Origin of the sequence: Enterobacter wuhouensis, from assembly GCF_035835995.1 — a bacterium.
Classification (GTDB): domain Bacteria; phylum Pseudomonadota; class Gammaproteobacteria; order Enterobacterales; family Enterobacteriaceae; genus Enterobacter; species Enterobacter wuhouensis.
On the sequence record NZ_CP142124.1, the window covers coordinates 3996063 to 4016246 of the forward strand.

Annotated in this window: 26 protein-coding genes; 16 read left to right on the forward strand and 10 right to left on the reverse strand. The window is 58.5% G+C overall.

Annotated elements, in window-relative coordinates:
• The first annotated feature begins 21 nt into the window (after window positions 1-21).
• The 6 genes from VPX56_RS18975 (at window position 22) to ruvX (ending at window position 4136) form a co-directional block, all read left to right on the forward strand.
• Window positions 22-519, forward strand: a complete 498-nt coding sequence (locus VPX56_RS18975) for a SprT family zinc-dependent metalloprotease (RefSeq protein ID WP_131633572.1) — start codon at window positions 22-24, stop codon at window positions 517-519.
• Window positions 520-613: 94 nt separating this feature from the next.
• Complete coding sequence (gene endA / locus VPX56_RS18980; RefSeq protein WP_131633571.1) at window positions 614-1321, forward strand: deoxyribonuclease I; 708 nt, start codon at window positions 614-616, stop codon at window positions 1319-1321.
• 52 nt (window positions 1322-1373) lie between these two features.
• A complete protein-coding gene (gene rsmE / locus VPX56_RS18985; RefSeq protein WP_326468286.1) occupies window positions 1374-2105 on the forward strand; it encodes a 16S rRNA (uracil(1498)-N(3))-methyltransferase in 732 nt (243 codons plus the stop codon).
• Window positions 2106-2124: 19 nt separating this feature from the next.
• Window positions 2125-3072 (forward strand): glutathione synthase, encoded by a 948-nt coding sequence (gene gshB, locus VPX56_RS18990; RefSeq protein ID WP_326468287.1) that lies wholly within the window; start codon window positions 2125-2127, stop codon window positions 3070-3072.
• Window positions 3073-3159: 87 nt separating this feature from the next.
• Window positions 3160-3720, forward strand: a complete 561-nt coding sequence (locus tag VPX56_RS18995) for a YqgE/AlgH family protein (RefSeq protein WP_131633568.1) — start codon at window positions 3160-3162, stop codon at window positions 3718-3720.
• Window positions 3720-4136 (forward strand): Holliday junction resolvase RuvX, encoded by a 417-nt coding sequence (gene ruvX / locus VPX56_RS19000; protein ID WP_006811925.1) that lies wholly within the window; start codon window positions 3720-3722, stop codon window positions 4134-4136. The genes VPX56_RS18995 and ruvX overlap by 1 nt, the downstream gene beginning before the upstream one ends.
• A gap of 10 nt (window positions 4137-4146) precedes the next feature.
• Here ruvX and VPX56_RS19005 read toward each other — a convergent pair whose 3' ends face one another.
• Window positions 4147-5127 carry a type IV pilus twitching motility protein PilT gene (locus VPX56_RS19005; RefSeq protein ID WP_326468291.1) on the reverse strand — a complete coding sequence of 327 codons (981 nt, stop codon included), beginning with the start codon at window positions 5125-5127 and terminating at the stop codon, window positions 4147-4149.
• Between the two features lie 17 nt (window positions 5128-5144).
• Between VPX56_RS19005 and VPX56_RS19010 the strand changes: the two genes are divergently transcribed.
• From VPX56_RS19010 to VPX56_RS19035, 6 genes are all read left to right on the forward strand, one after another.
• Window positions 5145-5846 (forward strand): YggS family pyridoxal phosphate-dependent enzyme, encoded by a 702-nt coding sequence (locus VPX56_RS19010; RefSeq protein WP_131633566.1) that lies wholly within the window; start codon window positions 5145-5147, stop codon window positions 5844-5846.
• Window positions 5847-5867: 21 nt separating this feature from the next.
• A complete protein-coding gene (locus VPX56_RS19015) occupies window positions 5868-6434 on the forward strand; it encodes a YggT family protein (RefSeq protein ID WP_131633565.1) in 567 nt (188 codons plus the stop codon).
• Window positions 6431-6727 (forward strand): DUF167 family protein YggU, encoded by a 297-nt coding sequence (gene yggU, locus VPX56_RS19020; protein ID WP_028018385.1) that lies wholly within the window; start codon window positions 6431-6433, stop codon window positions 6725-6727. Before VPX56_RS19015 ends, yggU begins: the two co-directional genes overlap by 4 nt.
• A 3-nt stretch (window positions 6728-6730) precedes the next feature.
• Complete coding sequence (locus VPX56_RS19025) at window positions 6731-7324, forward strand: XTP/dITP diphosphatase (RefSeq protein WP_326468295.1); 594 nt, start codon at window positions 6731-6733, stop codon at window positions 7322-7324.
• Window positions 7317-8459: a radical SAM family heme chaperone HemW gene (gene hemW / locus VPX56_RS19030; RefSeq protein ID WP_326468297.1), complete on the forward strand. Its 1143-nt coding sequence runs from the start codon at window positions 7317-7319 to the stop codon at window positions 8457-8459. Before VPX56_RS19025 ends, hemW begins: the two co-directional genes overlap by 8 nt.
• A gap of 63 nt (window positions 8460-8522) precedes the next feature.
• Window positions 8523-8885 carry an endonuclease domain-containing protein gene (locus VPX56_RS19035; RefSeq protein WP_326468299.1) on the forward strand — a complete coding sequence of 121 codons (363 nt, stop codon included), beginning with the start codon at window positions 8523-8525 and terminating at the stop codon, window positions 8883-8885.
• Between the two features lie 148 nt (window positions 8886-9033).
• Here VPX56_RS19035 and VPX56_RS19040 read toward each other — a convergent pair whose 3' ends face one another.
• Genes VPX56_RS19040 through trmB form a run of 3 tightly spaced genes read right to left on the reverse strand, consistent with a single transcriptional unit; the run spans window position 9034 to window position 10853 of the window.
• Window positions 9034-9750 carry a YggN family protein gene (locus VPX56_RS19040; protein WP_131633561.1) on the reverse strand — a complete coding sequence of 239 codons (717 nt, stop codon included), beginning with the start codon at window positions 9748-9750 and terminating at the stop codon, window positions 9034-9036.
• Between the two features lie 57 nt (window positions 9751-9807).
• Window positions 9808-10134: a YggL family protein gene (locus tag VPX56_RS19045; protein ID WP_131633560.1), complete on the reverse strand. Its 327-nt coding sequence runs from the start codon at window positions 10132-10134 to the stop codon at window positions 9808-9810.
• A complete protein-coding gene (trmB, locus tag VPX56_RS19050; RefSeq protein WP_022649361.1) occupies window positions 10134-10853 on the reverse strand; it encodes a tRNA (guanosine(46)-N7)-methyltransferase TrmB in 720 nt (239 codons plus the stop codon). Before trmB ends, VPX56_RS19045 begins: the two co-directional genes overlap by 1 nt.
• A 144-nt stretch (window positions 10854-10997) precedes the next feature.
• Between trmB and mutY the strand changes: the two genes are divergently transcribed.
• From mutY to VPX56_RS19070, 4 genes are all read left to right on the forward strand, one after another.
• Complete coding sequence (mutY, locus tag VPX56_RS19055) at window positions 10998-12050, forward strand: A/G-specific adenine glycosylase (RefSeq protein ID WP_326468302.1); 1053 nt, start codon at window positions 10998-11000, stop codon at window positions 12048-12050.
• A 26-nt stretch (window positions 12051-12076) separates the two neighbouring features.
• The gene (locus tag VPX56_RS19060) at window positions 12077-12349 is read left to right on the forward strand and encodes an oxidative damage protection protein (protein WP_003862425.1); all 273 of its coding nucleotides are present in this window, start codon (window positions 12077-12079) and stop codon (window positions 12347-12349) included.
• Window positions 12350-12473: 124 nt separating this feature from the next.
• Window positions 12474-13550: a membrane-bound lytic murein transglycosylase MltC gene (gene mltC, locus VPX56_RS19065; RefSeq protein WP_263611554.1), complete on the forward strand. Its 1077-nt coding sequence runs from the start codon at window positions 12474-12476 to the stop codon at window positions 13548-13550.
• Window positions 13551-13774: 224 nt separating this feature from the next.
• A complete protein-coding gene (locus VPX56_RS19070) occupies window positions 13775-15031 on the forward strand; it encodes a nucleoside permease (protein WP_131633556.1) in 1257 nt (418 codons plus the stop codon).
• Between the two features lie 90 nt (window positions 15032-15121).
• Here VPX56_RS19070 and citG read toward each other — a convergent pair whose 3' ends face one another.
• From citG to citC, 6 genes are read right to left on the reverse strand one after another with little or no spacing between them, the layout of a single operon-like run.
• Window positions 15122-15925 (reverse strand): triphosphoribosyl-dephospho-CoA synthase CitG, encoded by an 804-nt coding sequence (gene citG, locus VPX56_RS19075; protein ID WP_326468306.1) that lies wholly within the window; start codon window positions 15923-15925, stop codon window positions 15122-15124.
• Window positions 15903-16442 carry a citrate lyase holo-[acyl-carrier protein] synthase gene (gene citX / locus VPX56_RS19080; protein ID WP_326468308.1) on the reverse strand — a complete coding sequence of 180 codons (540 nt, stop codon included), beginning with the start codon at window positions 16440-16442 and terminating at the stop codon, window positions 15903-15905. Before citX ends, citG begins: the two co-directional genes overlap by 23 nt.
• A 2-nt stretch (window positions 16443-16444) precedes the next feature.
• Window positions 16445-17962 carry a citrate lyase subunit alpha gene (gene citF, locus VPX56_RS19085; protein WP_326472130.1) on the reverse strand — a complete coding sequence of 506 codons (1518 nt, stop codon included), beginning with the start codon at window positions 17960-17962 and terminating at the stop codon, window positions 16445-16447.
• A 10-nt stretch (window positions 17963-17972) separates the two neighbouring features.
• Window positions 17973-18848 carry a citrate (pro-3S)-lyase subunit beta gene (citE, locus tag VPX56_RS19090; RefSeq protein WP_326468310.1) on the reverse strand — a complete coding sequence of 292 codons (876 nt, stop codon included), beginning with the start codon at window positions 18846-18848 and terminating at the stop codon, window positions 17973-17975.
• Window positions 18845-19138, reverse strand: a complete 294-nt coding sequence (gene citD, locus VPX56_RS19095) for a citrate lyase acyl carrier protein (RefSeq protein ID WP_326468312.1) — start codon at window positions 19136-19138, stop codon at window positions 18845-18847. Before citD ends, citE begins: the two co-directional genes overlap by 4 nt.
• A 16-nt stretch (window positions 19139-19154) precedes the next feature.
• Window positions 19155-20177: a [citrate (pro-3S)-lyase] ligase gene (citC, locus tag VPX56_RS19100; protein WP_326468314.1), complete on the reverse strand. Its 1023-nt coding sequence runs from the start codon at window positions 20175-20177 to the stop codon at window positions 19155-19157.
• Between the last annotated feature and the right edge of the window lie 7 nt (window positions 20178-20184).

Sequence of the window (20184 nt, forward strand, 5' to 3'; positions counted from 1 at the left end):
CGCGCTTTATGCTCTGCCCCTATGAAAGCTCCCCGTCTCCCCATCGCCATTCAGCAAGCCGTTATGCGCAGCCTGCGGGAAAAACTCGCCCAGGCGAACATGAAGCTTGGCCGCAATTATCCTGAACCAAAGCTCGTCTATCACCAGCGCGGCACCTCTGCCGGAACGGCCTGGCTGGAGTCCTATGAGATCCGCCTTAACCCGGTGCTCATGATGGAAAACCAGCAGGCGTTTATTGAAGAAGTTGTTCCGCACGAGCTGGCGCACCTTCTGGTGTGGAAACACTTTGGCCGCGTGGCACCGCATGGGAAAGAGTGGAAATGGATGATGGAAGCCGTGCTTGGCGTTCCGGCTCGCCGCACCCATCAGTTCGAGCTTGAATCAGTACGCACCAATACGTTCCCCTACCGCTGCCGGTGCCAGCAGCATCAGCTTACCGTCCGGCGTCATAACCGCGTGGTGCGCGGCGAGGCCACCTACCGCTGCGTCAAATGCGGCGAACCGCTGGTTGCAGAGTAATCAATTGAACTATCAGGAACTTTCCTGATCTGACTGATTGCATACGGGAACAACATTCGCTACGTTGCGGGCTCGTTTTGACACGGAGTGTAAGATGTCCCGTAATTTCTCTCTCGCGGTTGCCTTCCTGGCGACGGCGCTCTCCGGCCACGCTCTGGCCGACGGTATTCACAGCTTCTCCCAGGCCAAGGCCGCAGGCGTTAAGGTTAACGCTGACGTGCCGGGCGATTTCTACTGCGGCTGCAAAATTAACTGGCAGGGCAAAAAAGGCGTTGTTGATCTTGAATCCTGCGGCTATCAGGTACGCAAAAATGAGAACCGCGCCAGCCGAATCGAATGGGAACACGTGGTTCCGGCATGGCAGTTTGGCCATCAGCGCCAGTGCTGGCAGGATGGCGGACGTAAAAACTGCTCGAAAGATCCGGTGTACCGCCAGATGGAAAGCGATATGCACAACCTGCAGCCTGCGGTTGGCGAGGTGAACGGCGATCGCGGCAACTTTATGTACAGCCAGTGGAACGGCGGCGAGGGCCAGTACGGACAGTGCGCCATGAAGGTGGATTTTAAAGAGAAGGTCGCTGAGCCACCGGCCCGCGCGCGCGGCAGCATCGCCCGCACCTATTTCTATATGCGCGATCGCTATGAACTTAACCTTTCACGCCAGCAAACCCAGCTGTTCACTGCCTGGGACAAGCAGTATCCGGTGACGGAGTGGGAATGCCAGCGCGACGAACGCATCGCTAAAGTCCAGGGGAATCATAACCCTTACGTCCAGCGGGCTTGCCAGGCGCAAAAGAGCTAACCTACACTAGCGGCAACTCGCTTATATTGCATGACACACGGAATTTCTGACTATGCGCATTCCTCGCATCTATCACCCTGAACCGATTACCGCAGGCAGCGAAATCGCCCTGTCTGATGAAGCCGCTAACCACGTTGGCCGCGTGCTTCGCATGGGCGCGGGTCAGGCAGTACAGCTGTTTGACGGTTCCAATCAGGTATTCGACGCACAAATCACCCGTGCGGATAAAAAAAGCGTGCACGTGAACGTGCTGCGCGGCGACGTGGATGACCGTGAATCGCCGCTGCACATTCATCTGGGCCAGGTGATGTCGCGCGGCGAGAAGATGGAATTCACCATTCAAAAATCCATTGAACTGGGCGTAAGCCTCATTACGCCACTTTTTTCTGAGCGCTGCGGCGTTAAACTGGATGCGGAACGTCTGAACAAAAAGATCCAGCAGTGGCAGAAAATCGCCATTGCGGCCTGTGAACAGAGCGGCCGCAACCGTGTTCCGGAGATCCGCCCGGCGATGGATCTGGAGGACTGGTGTGCAGAAGAGGAGAGCGGCCTGAAGCTCAATCTTCATCCGCGCGCCAGCGCCAGCATTAATACGCTGCCGCTGCCCGTCGAACGCGTACGCCTGTTGATTGGCCCGGAAGGCGGCCTGTCGGCGGACGAAATTGCAATGACGGCACGTTACCAGTTTACTGATATTCTGTTGGGACCTCGCGTTCTGCGCACTGAGACAACGGCACTCACAGCCATTACCGCGCTACAGGTACGGTTTGGCGATCTGGGTTGACCCATTAACGGAGAAGAACATGATCAAGCTCGGCATCGTGATGGACCCCATCGCAAACATTAACATCAAGAAAGATTCCAGCTTCGCCATGCTGCTGGAAGCGCAGCGTCGCGGGTATGAACTCCACTATATGGAGATGAACGATCTCTACCTGATTAACGGCGAAGCCCGCGCGCGCGCCCGCATTGTTAACGTCGAGCAGAACTACGACAAATGGTACGAATTCGGCGCCGAGCAGGACATTGCCCTGGCCGACCTCAACGTTATCCTGATGCGTAAAGATCCGCCGTTCGATACCGAGTTCATCTACTGCACCTACATCCTTGAGCGTGCTGAAGAGAAAGGAACGCTGATCGTCAACAAGCCGCAGAGCCTGCGCGACTGTAACGAGAAGCTCTACACGGCCTGGTTCTCTGACCTGACGCCGGAAACGCTGGTGACCCGCAGCAAGGCGCAGCTTAAAGAGTTCTGGCAAAAGCACGGCGATATCATCATGAAACCGCTGGACGGCATGGGCGGCGCGTCTATCTTCCGCGTGAAGGAAGGCGACCCGAATATTGGCGTGATTGCCGAAACCCTGACCGAGCTGGGCACCCGTTACTGCATGGCGCAGAACTATTTGCCTGCTATCGTCGACGGCGACAAGCGCGTTTTGGTGGTCGATGGCGAACCGGTTCCTTACTGCCTGGCGCGTATTCCGCAGGGCGGCGAAACCCGCGGTAACCTGGCGGCCGGCGGTCGCGGTGAGCCGCGTCCACTGACCGAAAGCGACTGGGAAATTGCCCGCCGCGTTGGCCCTACGCTTAAGGCCAAAGGCCTGATCTTCGTCGGCCTGGACATCATCGGCGACCGCCTGACCGAGGTAAACGTCACCAGCCCAACCTGCATTCGTGAAATCGAAGCGGAGTTCCCGATTTCGATCACCGGAATGCTGATGGACGCTATCGAAAAACGTTTACAGAAATAACTGACCAATACTATTAGTGACAGCGCCCGGCTTTCTCCGCATACTGGACGCTGTCGCTTTTTAAACCAGGAAACAGTACCTCTGACAATGAATTTACAGCATCACTTTCTTATTGCCATGCCTGCTCTCCAGGACCCGATTTTCCGCCGCGCCGTGGTTTATATTTGTGAATACAATGAAGACGGGGCGATGGGGATTATCATCAACAAGCCGCTGGAAAACCTCCAGGTTGAAGGGATTCTGGACAAGCTGAAAATCACCGCTGAAGAGCGCCTGCCGGAGATCCGTCTTGATAAACCGGTAATGCTTGGCGGCCCGCTCGCTGAAGATCGTGGTTTTATCCTGCATACGCCGCCTGTTTTCTCTTCCAGTATTCGTATTTCTGATAACACGGTTGTCACGACCTCCCGCGACGTTCTCGAAACCCTGGGGACTGCTGAACAGCCTTCTGAAGTGCTGGTTGCGCTGGGTTACGCCTCATGGGAGAAAGGCCAGCTGGAACAAGAGATCCTTGATAACGCATGGCTGACCGCACCTGCTGATATGAACATTCTGTTCAAAACCCCCATCGCCGATCGCTGGCGTGACGCGGCAAAACTGATTGGCATCGATATCCTGACCATGCCTGGCGTCGCGGGGCACGCGTAATGAGCGGAACGCTTCTGGCCTTTGATTTTGGCACCAAAAGCATCGGCGTGGCCGTGGGTCAGCGCATCACCGGCACAGCTCGCCCGCTCACGGCGCTAAAGGCCAACGACGGCACGCCGGACTGGAACCTTATCGAACGCCTGCTCAAAGAGTGGCAGCCAGACGACGTGATCGTGGGTCTGCCGCTGAACATGGACGGCACCGAGCAGCCGCTCACCGCCCGCGCGCGTAAGTTCGCCAATAAAATCCACGGCCGTTTTGGCGTGTCCGTCAAACTCCACGACGAGCGTCTAAGCACCGTCGAAGCGCGCGCTGGCCTGTTTGAGCACGGCGGCTTCCGGGCGCTGAACAAAGGCAGCGTGGATTCAGCGTCTGCCGTCATTATCCTCGAAAGCTATTTCGAACAGGGTTACTGAGCGCCGGGGCCTATAGCCGCCCCTGCGCCTTTCTCTCCGCCAGGCTTTGATCGAAATTCTGCATTCCCGCCTGCTGGCCGGTTTGTATGATGCCAGGCAGCTGCCAGGTTTTCCCTTCACGGATAAGGTTTGCTGCCGCCGACGTATTCACTAAAAGTTCATACAGCGCCACGCGCCCGCCCTGAACATCCTGACGCAGCTTTTGCGCCAGCACGGCGCGCAGGCTGCCCGCCAGCTGATTACGCACCGGATCTTTCTCCTGCGCAGGGAAGGTATCCACCAGCCGCTCTATGGCCTGCGCCGCGCCGCGCGTATGCAGCGTTGCCAGCACCAGATGCCCGGTTTCTGCCGCGGTCAGCGCCAGGCGGATGGTTTCGCTATCGCGCAGTTCACCCAGCAGGATAACATCCGGATCTTCACGCAGCGCACCGCGCAGCGCCTCGGCAAAGGAGGGGCTGTGCTGTCCGATCTCGCGCTGCTGAATCAGACAGCGTTCGCTCTGGTACATAAATTCAACCGGATCTTCGAGCGTCAGGATATGGCCGTCAGTATGATGATTGAGAAAATCCACCATTGCCGCGAGCGTCGTGGATTTACCGCTGCCGGTTGCCCCCGTCACCAGAATCAGCCCGTTGTCGTTCGCTAGCAGCTCCGGGATCGCCCGGGGCACGCCCAGTGCGGAAAGCTGCGGACAAGCAAGCGGCAGTAGCCGCAGCGTTATCGAGACGCCCAACATATGGTTAAACGCGCTGCCGCGCAGGCGCTGGTTGCCTGCGAGCGTGACGGCAAAATCCACCTGCCCGTTTGCCCACCACGCGCCCTGCTGTTCGTCGTTAAGCCATCTTTTTAATAGCGCTTCGACGTCAGGAGGCGGAAAGGGGGCCGGCTCAAGCCGACCTAATCTGCGCCAGCGCGGCGGTGAATCACTGCACAGGTGTAGATCGGAGACGTTATGCTTTACACTAAGGGCCACAATTTCTTCCACATCCATAGACTACTCCTCGGAAAATGAACGACATTGCGCATAACCTGGCACAGGTCCGGGACAAAATCTCAGCCGCCGCAACGCGTTGCGGCCGTGCTTCAGAAGAAATTACGTTGCTTGCAGTCAGTAAAACCAAGCCTGCGAGCGCCATCGCAGAAGCGATTGATGCGGGCCACCGGGCGTTTGGTGAAAACTACGTTCAGGAAGGCGTGGATAAAATTCGTTATTTCCAGGAACAGGGGAATACGGGGCTGCAATGGCACTTTATCGGACCGCTGCAGTCGAACAAAAGCCGCCTGGTGGCAGAACACTTTGACTGGTGCCATACCGTTGACCGACTGCGCATTGCTTCGCGCCTGAACGACCAGCGTCCTGCGGAAATGCCCGCGCTTAACGTGCTGATACAAATCAACATCAGCGATGAAAACAGCAAGTCCGGCATTGCGCTAGCCGAGCTGGATGCGCTGGCGGCGGACGTTGCCGCCCTGCCCCGCTTAACCCTGCGCGGGCTGATGGCCATCCCGGCACCTGAGTCAAGTTATGAAAGGCAATTTGCCGTGGCGCAGCAAATGGCTGTAGCATTTGAGGCGCTTAAGGCACGTTACGCAACGGTAGACACGCTTTCCCTGGGCATGTCGGATGATATGGAAGCCGCCATCGCGGCGGGCAGCACTATGGTGCGCATCGGCACGGCAATTTTCGGTGCGCGCGACTACTCAAAATAATAAGGAAACCTGAGGAACGCCATGAAGACGTTGACTTTCCTGCTCTCAACAGTGCTTGAGCTGTATACGATGGCGCTTTTGCTGCGCGTCTGGATGCAGTGGGCACGCTGTGATTTTTACAATCCTTTCTCGCAGTTTGTCGTGAAAATCACGCAACCTGTAGTGGGGCCGCTGCGCCGCATCATTCCGGCTATGGGCCCTCTGGACAGCGCTTCGCTGCTGGTCGCCTTTATTCTGAGCGTGATCAAAGCGATCGTGCTGTTTATGGTTGTCACCTTCCAGCCCATTATCTGGATCGCTGCTGTCCTGATCCTGATTAAAACCATCGGGTCGCTGATCTTCTGGGTGCTGCTGGTGATGGCGATCATGAGCTGGGTGAGCCAGGGACGCAGTCCGGTGGAATACGCGCTGATCCAGCTGACTGAACCGCTGCTGCGCCCAATTCGTAACCTGCTGCCGTCAATGGGCGGAATCGACTTTTCGCCGATGATCCTCGTGCTGCTGCTGTATGTGGCTAATATGGGGATTGCCGAGCTGTTACAGGCCACGGGCAACATGCTGCTGCCGGGGCTGTGGATGGCGCTATGAGTGCAGTTAGCACCTGCGCCGACGGGCTGGTTTTACGGCTTTATATTCAGCCGAAAGCCAGCCGAGACAGTATTATTGGACTGCATGGCGACGAGCTAAAAGTCGCCATCACCGCCCCGCCGGTTGACGGCCAGGCGAACGCGCATCTGACCAAATATCTTGCCAAACAGTTTCGCGTCGCCAAAAGCCAGGTCATCATCGAAAAAGGTGAACTTGGGCGGCATAAACAGGTAAAAATCCTCAATCCGCAATCTATCCCGACGGAAGTCGCGGCTCTGACAGAACAGGACTAAACCATGCAAAAAGTTGTTCTCGCGACCGGTAACGCCGGTAAAGTGCGCGAGCTGGCCTCGCTGTTAAATGATTTTGGGCTGGACGTGGTAGCGCAAACCGAGCTTGGCGTGGAGTCCGCCGAGGAGACGGGCCTGACGTTTATCGAAAACGCGATCCTGAAAGCGCGCCATGCTGCACAGGTCACCGGCCTGCCCGCGATTGCCGACGACTCCGGCCTGGCCGTGGATTTTCTCGGCGGCGCGCCGGGCATTTACTCTGCGCGCTATTCCGGCGAGGACGCCACCGACCAGCAGAATCTGGAAAAGCTGTTGGTTGCGCTTAAAGACGTCCCTGACGAACAGCGCACCGCGCAGTTCCACTGCGTGCTGGTTTATATGCGTCACGCAGAAGACCCTACGCCTGTCGTCTGCCACGGCAGCTGGCCGGGCGTGATTACCCGTGAAGCGGCTGGCAGCGGCGGCTTTGGCTACGACCCGATTTTCTTTGTCCCGACCGAGGGCAAAACCGCCGCGGAGCTGACCCGCGAAGAGAAAAGCGCGATTTCCCACCGTGGACGCGCGCTGAAACTGTTACTGGAAGCGTTACGTAATGGCTAAATTGCCGCCTCTGAGTCTGTATATTCACATCCCGTGGTGCGTGCAGAAATGCCCGTACTGCGATTTCAATTCGCACGCGCTGAAGGGCGAAGTGCCGCACGATGACTACGTTGCGCATCTGCTGGCCGACCTGGACGCCGACGCACCTTACGCACAGGGACGTGAAGTTAAGACCATTTTTATTGGTGGCGGTACGCCGAGCCTGCTTTCAGGCCCGGCGATGCAAACGCTGCTGGACGGCGTGCGTGCGCGTCTGAACCTGGCGGCGGATGCTGAAATTACGATGGAAGCCAACCCCGGCACCGTTGAGGCCGACCGTTTCGTCGAGTATCAGCGCGCGGGCGTGAATCGAATTTCCATCGGCGTGCAGAGCTTTAGCGAGCCGAAGCTGAAGCGTCTGGGGCGCATACACGGCCCGGAAGAGGCGAAGCGTGCGGCGAACCTGGCGACCGGGCTTAATCTTCGCAGCTTTAACCTCGATTTGATGCACGGCCTGCCGGATCAGTCGCTGGAAGAGGCGCTGGACGACCTGCGACAGGCGATTGAACTGAACCCGCCGCACCTGTCGTGGTATCAGCTCACCATCGAGCCAAACACGCTTTTCGGCTCCCGTCCGCCGGTGCTGCCGGACGACGACGCGCTGTGGGACATCTTCGAGCAGGGCCATAGGCTTTTGACCGCTGCAGGCTATCAGCAGTACGAAACCTCCGCGTACGCGAAGCCGGGCTACCAGTGTCAGCACAACCTGAACTACTGGCGCTTTGGCGACTATCTGGGGATTGGCTGCGGCGCTCACGGCAAGGTGACCTTCCCGGACGGGCGCATTCTGCGTACCGCTAAGACCCGCCACCCGCGCGGGTATATGGAAGGCCGCTACCTGGAGCGTCAGCACGACGTCGAGGCGGCGGACAAGCCGTTTGAGTTCTTTATGAACCGCTTCCGCCTGCTGGAAGCCGCACCGCGCGCGGAGTTTGCGCTGTACACCGGGCTGCCGGAATCGGTGATTCGTCCGCAGATCGACGAGGCGCTGGCGCAGGGGTATCTGACCGAGTGTGATGCGTACTGGCAGATAACCGAGCACGGCAAGCTGTTCTTAAACTCCCTTCTTGAGCTGTTCCTCGCCGAAGATTCCTGAAGGCTGATTCAGGATTTTGCATCCCGTTCTGCCGGCTGAGGGAAAGGCTGGCAGAGTGTGGGGATGGAAATTATTCGTTCTTATGCAAAACAGCTCAGGCGCGAGCTGACAAAGGAAGAAAGACGGCTTTGGTATTTACTGCGCAGCCGCCGTTTCGCTGATTATAAATTTCGCCGACAGCATCCGGTAGGAAACTACATTTTAGATTTCGCCTGCTGTGCGGCTCGGCTGGCTGTTGAGCTGGATGGCGGGCAACATGATGAAAATCAGGAATACGATCGTCAGAGAACGTGCTGGCTTGATGAGAAAGGTTGGCATGTCATTCGTTTCTGGAACAACGAACTCTGGGATAGCGAAGAGGCGGTGTTAGAAAAGATCCTTGAAACACTGCAAATGCTGCAACCCTCGCCCCGGCCCTCTCCCTGAAAGGGAGAGGGGGCAAACCATCCCTCGCCCGGCATGGATCTGAAAGGGAGAGGGAGCAAACCATCCCCTCGCCCGGCATGGATTTGAAAGGGAGAGAGAGCAAACCATCCCCTCGCCCCTTTGGGGAGAGGGTTAGGGTGAGGGGAAATTACTTCAGCGTCCCCACCAGCGCCTTACGGCTATCCTCCAGCGACACCACGCGCTTACACACGTCTTTGCCGAACTGCTGGAAATCAGCTTCCTGATTCTTCCACTCGTTCTGAATCGACGTCTGCAAGCCGCCAAGGCTGCCCAGCACGCCCTGCAGCGGGTTACCGCCGCCTTTCAGCACGGCTTTTGCGCCCATCTCGTTGATGCTGTCCTGCAGAATGCCGCCCATCGCCTGGTTCACCAGGTTCTGGCCGTCGGCGCGCACCTGATCAATGGCCTTATAGTGGAACGTCAGGCCGTCGGTGCGAGTCTCGATAATGCGGTTCATCTGCTCTTTCAGCTGCTTGTCCAGCTTGGTCAGGCGGGTGCGCATATTGCTGCTTTCACCCACCTCTTTGGTGATGATCTTATCCAGCGCTACGCGGCTTTTATCTACGCGCGTCAGCGCGCCGTCGTTAATCCACGGCAGGGCGGTGCGTAACTCGGCCTGATAATCCTTCGCCTGCTCGCGCTGCGCGGCCGTCAGGTTCTGCGGTTTGCCGTTAAAGGTCACGTTGCCATCCGGCGTAATCACCAGATTGCCGTTCTCGCCTTTGACCTGCACGGTTTGCGGGCTTAATACCACGTCGTCACGCGGGGTGACGCTACATTTATACTCCGCATGGGCGGTGGTTCCGATTGCCAGTAAAGCAACCGCCAGCAACGTTTTACGCATCTTTAACACTCCCTCAGACAAAATGGGCCAGCTAATGCTGGCCCCGTACATGCTTTATTAGTCCCACCAAACGTCGAAAAGTTCGCTGACGCGGACATCCTGCAGCTTGTGGTCTTCAAGCCATTTGCGTACCAGCGCCTGATGTTCTTCGGTGCATTTACCGACTTCCTGCGTGCAGATCAGACCTTCCCACGCCAGATAGCCGCTTCCGTCAAAGGCCAGCTTGTTTGGCTCGATCACATCGTTGATGAACGCGTCAACGTCCCGATCGATCTGCTCAACGCTGGTGCCTTCCGGGAAACGCCAGGCAACGGAGAAGCCCACTTCCTGGAATTCTTCGATGTGCATCTTTTTACGCAGACGACGGCTACGATTCTTTGCCATTATTTCACCCTCTCGAACATTAAGTCCCATACGCCGTGACCAAGACGATGGCCACGCTGTTCAAATTTTGTCACCGGACGTGAGTCCGGACGCGGTACATAGTCATTGCTTTCAGACTGGTTTTTATAGCCGTCCAGCGACGACATCACTTCCAGCATATGTTCCGCATAAGGTTCCCAGTCGGTCGCCATGTGGAAGACGCCGCCCAGCTTAAGCTTACTTTTCACCAGCTCGGCAAACGGCGCCTGAACGATACGGCGTTTATTATGACGTGCTTTGTGCCACGGGTCAGGGAAAAAGAGCTGAACCATGTTCAAAGAATTGTCAGGAATCATTTTGTGCAGCACTTCCACCGCGTCGTGACACATCACGCGCAGGTTCTCAACGCCCTCTTCATGAGCCGTTGCGAGACAGGCCCCCACGCCCGGCGAGTGCACTTCAATGCCGAGGAAGTTCTGCTCCGGGCGGGCTTTTGCCATGGTCACCAGCGAGGTGCCCATACCAAAACCGATCTCCAGCGTGACGGGCGCGTCACGGCCAAACAGCTCAGTAAAGTCCAGAGGCTGCTCGCTAAACTCAACGCCCATCACCGGCCAGTAGTTGTCCAGCGCGTGTTGCTGCCCTTTTGTCAGGCGGCCCTGACGGCGGACAAAGCTGCGAATACGGCGCAGCGGGCGACCGTTTTCATCAAATTCCGGTGAAATGACGTCGTTTTTCATAAAAGAGTTGTCTGCTTGTGAGAGTGTTCGGGAAACGGGCATTATCCAAAGTTAAGGCTTCTATGCAAGCATGGGAAAGATCCGGTTTACAGCAGATTGACGCTGTGCTGCAATCTGCGTCCCTGATTATGCGAATCGATGACCATGCAAGCCTCTCAATTTTCAGCCCAGGTGCTGGACTGGTACGACAAATACGGGCGTAAAACCCTGCCCTGGCAAATTGAAAAAACGCCTTACAAAGTATGGCTCTCCGAGGTGATGTTGCAACAAACGCAGGTCGCGACGGTCATTCCTTACTTTGAGCGTTTTATGGCGCGCTTCCCGACGGTCACCGATCTGGCCAACGCGCCGTTAGACGAAGTGCTCCACCTGTGGACAGGCCTGGGCTATTACGCCCGCGCGCGCAATCTGCACAAGGCCGCGCAGCAGGTCGCCACGCGCCATAACGGGAAATTCCCGGAAACCTTCGACGAGGTGGCCGATCTCCCCGGCGTCGGGCGCTCCACCGCTGGCGCAATCCTCTCTCTGTCATTAGGCAAGCATTTCCCGATCCTCGACGGCAACGTGAAGCGCGTGCTCGCCCGCTGCTATGCCGTCGATGGCTGGCCGGGCAAGAAGGACGTGGAAAAACGGCTGTGGGAAATAAGTGAAGCGGTCACCCCGGCGAAAGGCGTGGAGCGTTTTAATCAGGCGATGATGGATCTGGGCGCGATGGTCTGCACGCGCTCAAAACCAAAATGCGAACTCTGCCCGGTGAACAACCTCTGCGTGGCGTACGCTAACCATTCATGGGCGCAATATCCGGGCAAAAAGCCCAAGCAGACGCTGCCGGAGCGCACCGGCTATATGCTGCTGATGCAGCGCGGTGATGAGGTCTTCCTCGCCCAGCGCCCGCCGAGCGGCCTGTGGGGTGGTCTATACTGCTTCCCACAGTTTGAAAACGAAGATTTGCTGCGGGAATGGCTCAAACAGCGCGGGATTGCCGCCGATAGCCTCACGCAGCAGACGGCGTTCCGCCATACCTTCAGCCATTTCCACCTGGATATTGTGCCGATGTGGCTTCCCGTGTCGTCATTCACCTCGTGCATGGATGAAGGCACTGCTCTCTGGTATAACTTAGCGCAACCGCCATCAGTCGGGCTCGCGGCTCCCGTGGAGCGCCTGTTACAACAATTACGTGCCGGTGCAATGGTTTAGCATCGACAAGCAAAAGAGGAATGAGTATGGCCAGAACGATTTTTTGTACTTTCCTGCAGCGCGACGCTGAAGGCCAGGACTTCCAGCTTTATCCGGGGGACCTGGGCAAGCGCATCTACAATGAAATCTCCAAAGAAGCCTGGGGACAGTGGCAGAAAAAGCAGACCATGCTGATTAACGAGAAGAAACTCAGCATGATGAACCCTGAGCACCGCAAGCTGCTTGAGCAGGAGATGGTTAACTTCCTGTTCGAAGGAAAAGACGTGCACATCGAAGGCTATACGCCGCCGGAAAAATAATATCGCGCGGCTGTTGCCGGGTGGCGCTGCGCTTACCCGGCCTACAAAACCGTAGGCCCGTGCAAGCGCAGCGCCGCCGGGCAACAGCACCCCCAAAGCAAACACAACACGCACTCCCGGAATGATGAAAAAACTTTTAGCGCTAGCTCTAGTTGCGCCGTTGCTGGTCTCTTGTTCCTCGAAAAAAGGCGATGATTACAACGAAGCCTGGGTTAAGGACACCAACGGTTTTGACATTTTGATGGGGCAGTTTGCCCATAACATCGAAAATATTTGGGGATTTAACGAAGTTCTTATCGCCGGACCTAAGGACTACGTTAAGTACACTGACGCCTATCAGACCCGCAGCCACATCAACTTTGATGACGGTACGATCACGGTTGAAACCATCGCGGGGACTGAACCTGCGGCGCGCCTGCGTCAGGCCATTATCAAAACCCTGCTGATGGGTGACGATCCGGGCTCTATCGATCTCTATTCCGATGCCGACGATATCACCATCTCTAAAGAGCCGTTCCTGTACGGCCAGGTCGTCGATCAGACCGGGCAGCCGATCCGCTGGGAAGGTCGCGCCACGAAATTTGCTGACTACCTGCTGCAGACGCGCCTCAAAAGCCGCACCAACGGCCTGAAGGTAATCTACAGCATCACCATCAACCTGGTGCCGAATCACCTCGACAAGCGTGCGCATAAATACCTGGGCATGGTGCGTCAGGCGTCGCGTAAGTACGGCGTGGATGAGTCGCTGATTCTGGCGATCATGCAGACCGAATCCTCGTTTAACCCCTACGCGGTGAGCCGTTCCGACGCCCTGGGGCTGATGCAGGTTGTGCAGCACAGCGCCGGTAAAGATGTCTTCCGCTCACAGGGGAAATCCGGCACGCCGAGCCGCAGCTATCTGTTCGATCCGCAGAGCAACATCGATACCGGCACCGCCTACCTGGCGATGCTGAGCAATGTCTACCTTGGCGGCATTGATAACCCCACGTCGCGCCGCTATGCGGTGATCACCGCCTATAACGGCGGTGCGGGCAGCGTGCTGCGCGTCTTCTCGAACGATAAAGTGCAGGCCGCGAGCATCATCAACAGCATGGCGCCGGGGGATGTCTACTCAACCCTCACCACCCGCCATCCGTCTGCGGAATCACGCCGCTATCTGTACAAGGTGAATACGGCGCAGAAGAACTATCGTCGTCGCTAAAAAACGCCCCCTCACCCTGCCCTCTCCCCAAAAGGGAGAGGGAACTTGAACTTCCATACGAAAATGTTATTTGCATCACAATCCAAACTGCAAATTAATGTGGATTGCATTTTTTTGCGGGAGGTAACAAAACATATCGTTGCCAACTGATAGAATTGCATCAAATAACAACCCTGAATGTTCCCAAAACAACATATCTCCCGCTCACTTGTGAGGAAAGTAACATGAACCTTAAGCTGCAGCTTAAAATATTGTCGTTTCTGCAGTTCTGCCTGTGGGGTAGCTGGCTGACCACACTCGGCTCCTATATGTTTGTGACGCTCAAGTTCGACGGTGCGTCTATTGGTGCCGTATACAGTTCGCTAGGTATTGCAGCTGTCTTCATGCCAACGCTGCTCGGTATCGTGGCGGATAAATGGTTGAGTGCGAAGTGGCTGTACATGCTTTGCCATCTGGTGGGCGCGGGGACGCTGTTTATGGCGGCCGAAGTGACCACGCCGGGGGCGATGTTCATGGTGATCCTGCTTAACTCGCTGGCCTATATGCCAACGCTTGGCCTGATCAACACCATCTCCTACCACCGCATCAAGTCTGCGGGCATGGACATCGTGACCGACTTCCCGCCAATCCGCATCTGGGGCACCATCGGCTTTATCATGGCAATGTGGGGCGTGAGCTTCGCAGGCTTCGAGCTAAGCCATATGCAGCTCTATATCGGTGCCGCGCTCTCCGTGGTGCTGGCGCTGTTCACCCTGACGCTGCCGCACATTCCGGTGTCTAACCAGCAGAAAAACCAGAGCTGGAGCGCCATGCTCGGCCTGGACGCGTTCGCGCTGTTTAAAAACAGACGCATGGCGATCTTCTTTATCTTCTCCATGCTGCTGGGCGCTGAGCTGCAGATCACCAACATGTTCGGCAACACCTTCCTGCACAGCTTCGACAACAACCCGCTGTTTGCCGGAAGCTTTATCGTCGAGCACGCGTCGGTGATGATGTCCATCTCCCAGATCTCTGAGACGCTGTTCATCCTGACCATCCCGTTCTTCCTGAGCCGCTACGGCATCAAGAACGTCATGCTGATCAGTATCGCCGCCTGGATGCTGCGCTTCGGCCTGTTCGCCTACGGCGACCCAAGCCCGTTCGGCACCGTGCTGCTGGTGCTGTCGATGATCGTTTACGGCTGCGCCTTCGACTTCTTCAACATCTCCGGTTCGGTGTTCGTGGAGAAAGAGGTGAAGCCTGAAATCCGCGCCAGCGCGCAGGGCATGTTCCTGATGATGACCAACGGCTTCGGCTGTATTCTGGGCGGCGTAGTGAGCGGTAAAGTGGTAGAGATGTACACCACCAACGGCATCACCGACTGGCAGCCCGTGTGGCTGATCTTCGCGGCGTACTCGCTGGTGCTGTTCTTCGCGTTCATCGCGCTGTTCAAGTACAAGCACGTTCGCGTGCCGAACGGTGCGCAGCCGATTGCGCATTGATCCTTGATGTCTTTTGCCCGGTGGCGGCTTCGCCTTACCGGGCCTACAAAAGCACGGAGAGTAGGCCGGGTAAGCGTTAGCGCCACCCGGCTATTTTATTGCAGACAGCACCCACCCCACCGACAGCAAATCTGCGCTGCCGCCCGGGCTTAAATTCCGTTCAATCAATGCCTTATCCATCTTAAGCAGCGCCTCGCGATCCCAGCCGTTAGCCAGTAATTCCCGCGCATAGCTCTGAACGTAGCGCAGCCCTTCAATGCCGCCGCGCGACACGAGATTGCTGTCCTGATTAACCGCCATCAGGCGCAGCAGCAGGCCGTGAAGCGACCGACCGTTCCACGCATCCAAAGCCCTGCGCACCGTTGCAAAGCCGCTTTCCGCCTCGCCGCGCGCGCCGGTTAAACCGTACTGCTGAAACTGCCGCTCGCCCGCCGTCGCCTGCCCGCTGCGCCCGGCCAGCTCACGCGACACCAGCCCGCTGCAGATGTTACTCACCTCACAGCAGAGGCTGTCAGCGGAGATATTTTTCACACGTCCGGCAGCGAAGCACAGTAAACCCAGGGCAAAAATCCCGCCTTTGTGCGCGTTCACTCCGCCCGTTGCGGCGTACATCGCCTGCTCGCAGGCCATCCCCATCGGGCGGATAATCCGCAGCTGTGCGTCAGCGGGCTTATCCGCATGCACACTGCCCAGCTCGGCAAAGCGCGAAAACCACGGCGTAATCGCCGCAATGCTGCGCACGAACAGCGCGTGGTCCATGTCGCGATGGGAACCGTTATTGAGTTTGTCCACCAGCCCCGGCTTGGGCGTCAGCTCCAGCTCCTGCCACAGCGCCGCTTCGGCAAGCGCGGGCACGTCAGCCGGGCGCGTTTTAGTCGCGAGCAAACCAGTCATCGATCGTCTTCTCCACGCGGGAAACTACCGCCTCAACAGGATGCTTTCGCGAACGGGAGCAGGCGTGAGCGGGCTCGTCGCAGATCAGGCAGCGTCTGAGATTCGCCCCCAGCGACTGACGCCCGACGTGGCCGTGCTGAGGGCAGATCACATCCAGATCCCACAGCCTGCCGAGCGGGTGCGTCTGCTCCAGATCCGCACAGTGCGCTTTGATTTCCGCCGCCGGATGGGCCACGCACCACAGGGCTTCTGGCCCGGTCGGGAGCCACAGCACCTGGCGGTCCAGCACCTGCCAGCGGTTTTCCCACAGCAGCTGGTCGCACATTTGCAGCGCCACGCCCATGGTATTGCGATAGCGCAGGCTGTCTTTGATTTCCCCAGGCGTGACCAGCGTGAGGGAGATCACCGGTTGTTGATAGTGCTCAAGCATGTCAGCCTGGCGCGCCGCGCGGCGATCTTTCGCCGCCAGCAGTTCGTCCAGGCTGACACCCGCCCGCACGGGTGTCGCTGTTGTCATAACTACTCCTTTACCTGCCGTACGGTGTCGATCACGCTGCCGTCGCGGTAGCGGATCACCCCGACGATTTTGTCGGTAAATTCAATCGGTTTCGGTACGCCCGTCAGGGAAATCGCCCGCTCGTAAAGCGCGCTGATATCCACAACGTTGAGCCCGGCTTCCTGCAGCCGCTCGCGGATCTCCGGGCGCGCCGGATTGACCGCAATGCCGTGGTCGGTGACCAGCACGTCGATGCTTTCGCCCGGCGTGAGGCGCGTGGTAACCCGCTTCACGACCGTCGGAATACGGCTGCGCAGCAGCGGCGCGACCACAATGGTCAGGTTCGCCGCGGCGGCCACGTCGCAGTGTCCGCCGGACGCGCCGCGCATCACCCCGTCGGAGCCGGTGATCACATTGACGTTGAAATCGACGTCGATTTCCAGCGCGCTGAGGATCACCACGTCGAGCTGGTCGCAGCTTGCCGCCTTGCTGCCGGGGTTGGCGTAAACGTTGGTGGAGATCTCCACGTGGTTCGGGTTGCGCGCCAGCGAAGCCGCCGCCTGGCCGTCAAAGCACTGGGTGTCGAGCAGCTTTTCGATCAGCCCCTTCTCGTGCAGATCCACCAGGCTGCCGGTGATGCCGCCGAGCGCAAAGCGCGCCTTCACGCCGCTGCGCTCCATCTTCTCTTCCATAAAGCGCGTGCAGGCTGTCGCCGCCGCGCCGGAGCCGGTCTGCATCGAGAAGCCCGGTTTGAAGTAGCCGGAGTGTTCAATGACGTCCGCCGCATAGCGGGCAATCATCAGCTCGCGCGGGTTGCTGGTGACGCGCGCCGCGCCGACGCTAATTTTCGCCGGGTCGCCTACGCTTTCAACCTGCACGATGTAGTCCACCTGGTCCTGCCCCAGGCTGGCGGGCATATTGGGGAACGGCACCAGGGCTTCGGTCAGCAGCACCACCTTGCGGGCAAAGTGCGCGTCCACCATCGCGTAGCCGAGCGATCCGCAGCACGATTTACCGTGCGTTCCGTTGGCGTTGCCAAACTCATCGCTGCACGGCACGCCGAGAAACGCCACGTCGATATTCAGCTCGCCGTCCTGGAGCAGCTTCACGCGCCCGCCGTGGGAGTGAATCTGCACCGGCTCGTCCATCAGCCCGTGGGAGATGGCGTCCGCCAGCCTGCCGCGCATGCCCGAGGTGTAAATCCGGGTGATGACGCCGCTTTCAATATGCTCGATCAGCGCGTCGTTGCAGGTCATCAGCGAGCTGGAGGCCAGCGTCAGGTTTTTGAAGCCCATCCGCGCCAGTAGCGCCACGACGGTGTTGATCACCCTGTCGCCTTCGCGAAACGCGTGGTGGAAGGAGATGGTCATCCCGTCCTGCAGGCCGCAGCGCTTAACGGCCTCTTCAACAGAGGCGCAGAGCTTGCGGCTGTGCTTCGCGTCGCTGTCCGCCAGCCACGGCGTGGCGCTGTGGGCGGTATCGAAGGGTTTTAAGTCCCGCAGATGGGGAAAATTCACGTGAAGAAGTTCTGTCTGATTCATCATCTCATCCTTACCGACGCACGCCGGAGGCCGCCGCACGCTCCAGCACCACCTGCGCGTGGTTAATAATCGGTGCATCCACCATTTTGCCGTTGAGCGACACCACGCCCAGGCCGTTACGCTCGCCCTCTTCTGCCGCCTCAATCACCCTTCTGGCGTGATCCACCTCTTCCTGCGTCGGGGCGTAGGCGTTGTGCAGCAGGTCAATCTGGCGCGGGTTAATCAGCGATTTGCCGTTGAAGCCCATCTTGCGGATCAGATCGACCTCGCGCAGGAACCCGGCCTCGTCGTTAACGTCTGACCACACCACGTCGAAGGCGTCGATGCCCGCCGCGCGGGCGGCGTGCAGCACGGCGCAGCGGGCGTAGAACAGCTCGGTGCCGTCGCCGCGCTCGGTCTGCATGTCCATCACGTAGTCAAAGGCGGCCAGCGCGATGCCGATGAGGCGCACAGAGCTGCGGGCAATCGCCACGGCGTTGATAACGCCAATGGCCGATTCAATCGCCGCCATCACGCGGGTGGAGCCGACCTCGCGGCCGCACTCGCGCTCGATACGCTCAAGGTGGCCTTCCAGCTCGTAGATATCGTCCGGGGTGTCGGTTTTCGGCAGGCGGATCACGTCCACGCCGGCCCGCACGGCGGCCTCCAGATCCAGCAGGCCAAACGGCGTGCTGAGCGGGTTAATGCGCACCACGGTTTCGATATCCTGATACATCGGGTGCTGCAGCGCGTGGAACACCAGCATGCGCGCGGTATCCTTCTCGCGCAGGGCGACGGCGTCCTCAAGGTCAAACATGATGGAGTCGGGACGGTAGATAAAGGCGGTGGAGAGCATAGCGGCGTTGGCGCCCGGCAGGAACAGCATGCTGCGGCGGAGTTTGCTCATTTCAGCGCCCCCCAGCTGATGGCCTGTTCATCGGCGGCACGCATCAGCGCGCTTTGCAGGCGGGCGCGGATCACACAGTCCAGCGCCCCTTTGTCTTCAATAATGATGAGTCCCTGGTGCACATTCATGGCGCGCAACGTGTCGTTGACCACCTGGCGAATCTGCTCGCCAAACTGCTTAATCACTTCACTGTGGATGACTATCTCCAGCTCGCCGTGAGCGGGAGCGATTTTCACCATCAGGTCGCTGGACTCCTGCGTTCCGGCCAGCGCCTCCCTTACAATATTCATGATAAATTCCTGATAGTTATGCGACTTCCGCACTCGCACGATAGTGTGCTTCGAGGTGCGCGAAGGTGGAGTCCGGGACAATCTCCCGGATCCGGGAAAACTGCTGTGTCTTGAGCAAGCGGCGCACTTCCGAGGCCGAAATGGCGTTGCCGGTGGCCTTGATGCGCGGCATTTCCACCACTTCAATATGCGAGGCCAGCAGGTCGTGCAGCGTCTGGTTGTACTGGCGGGTGATATCGCAGAACGGCTCCGAGCCGATGAAGCGGTGCGTGATGCCGAGCGCCGGGGCGATGAAGTCCCGGAAAATCAGCACGTCAATCTCGCTCCACGCCTGCTGCACCCTGCCGGTCTCCTTCAGGAAGTAGGCCGGGAAGGTGGCTCGGGAGATGATGTACTGCGAACCTTCATGCACCACCACGTTCTGCAGATGCGCCACGCCCGCGCGCACCATCTCGAGGCGCGCGCTGAACGGGAAGAACGAGGCGTCTTCACGCACCACGAACAGATGCAGAGCGTCGCACCGCTGCGCCGCCTGCTCCACCAGATGGCGGTGGCCGAGGGTGAACGGATTGGCGTTCATCACTATCGCGCCAATGTTCTCCCCGCACCTGCGCTTCGCGCGCAGGGAGCGGCAGTAGCGCTCGATCCCCTGCGGGGTGTTCTCCATCAGCACCGCGTTGTTCCCGCTTTGGGCAATCGGCCAGAAGCCGCTGCGGGCAAAGCGCTCCCGGTTGCACGGACGGGTGCAGAGGAAGAGGTGAAAATGGCCGCGCGCCAGCGCCGCATTTTCCACCTCTGCCAACAGCCGCGCGCTGAGGTTCTCGCCGCGAAGCTGTTCGTCGACCGCCACGCACTTGATGACGTTGGCGGCAAGCCCTGCGCAACCCACCAGCTGCGCGCCGGACCAGGCTTCGACAAACAGCGTGATGTCGTTGTCCAGGCCAAGGCCGCTGTCTGCCAGCAGGTAGCGGATCTGGCTTAAGCGTTCAGGATGTTTCGCCACGACGGTGTGGCGAAAATCGATGGGTTGCGAGTGCATGCCGCCT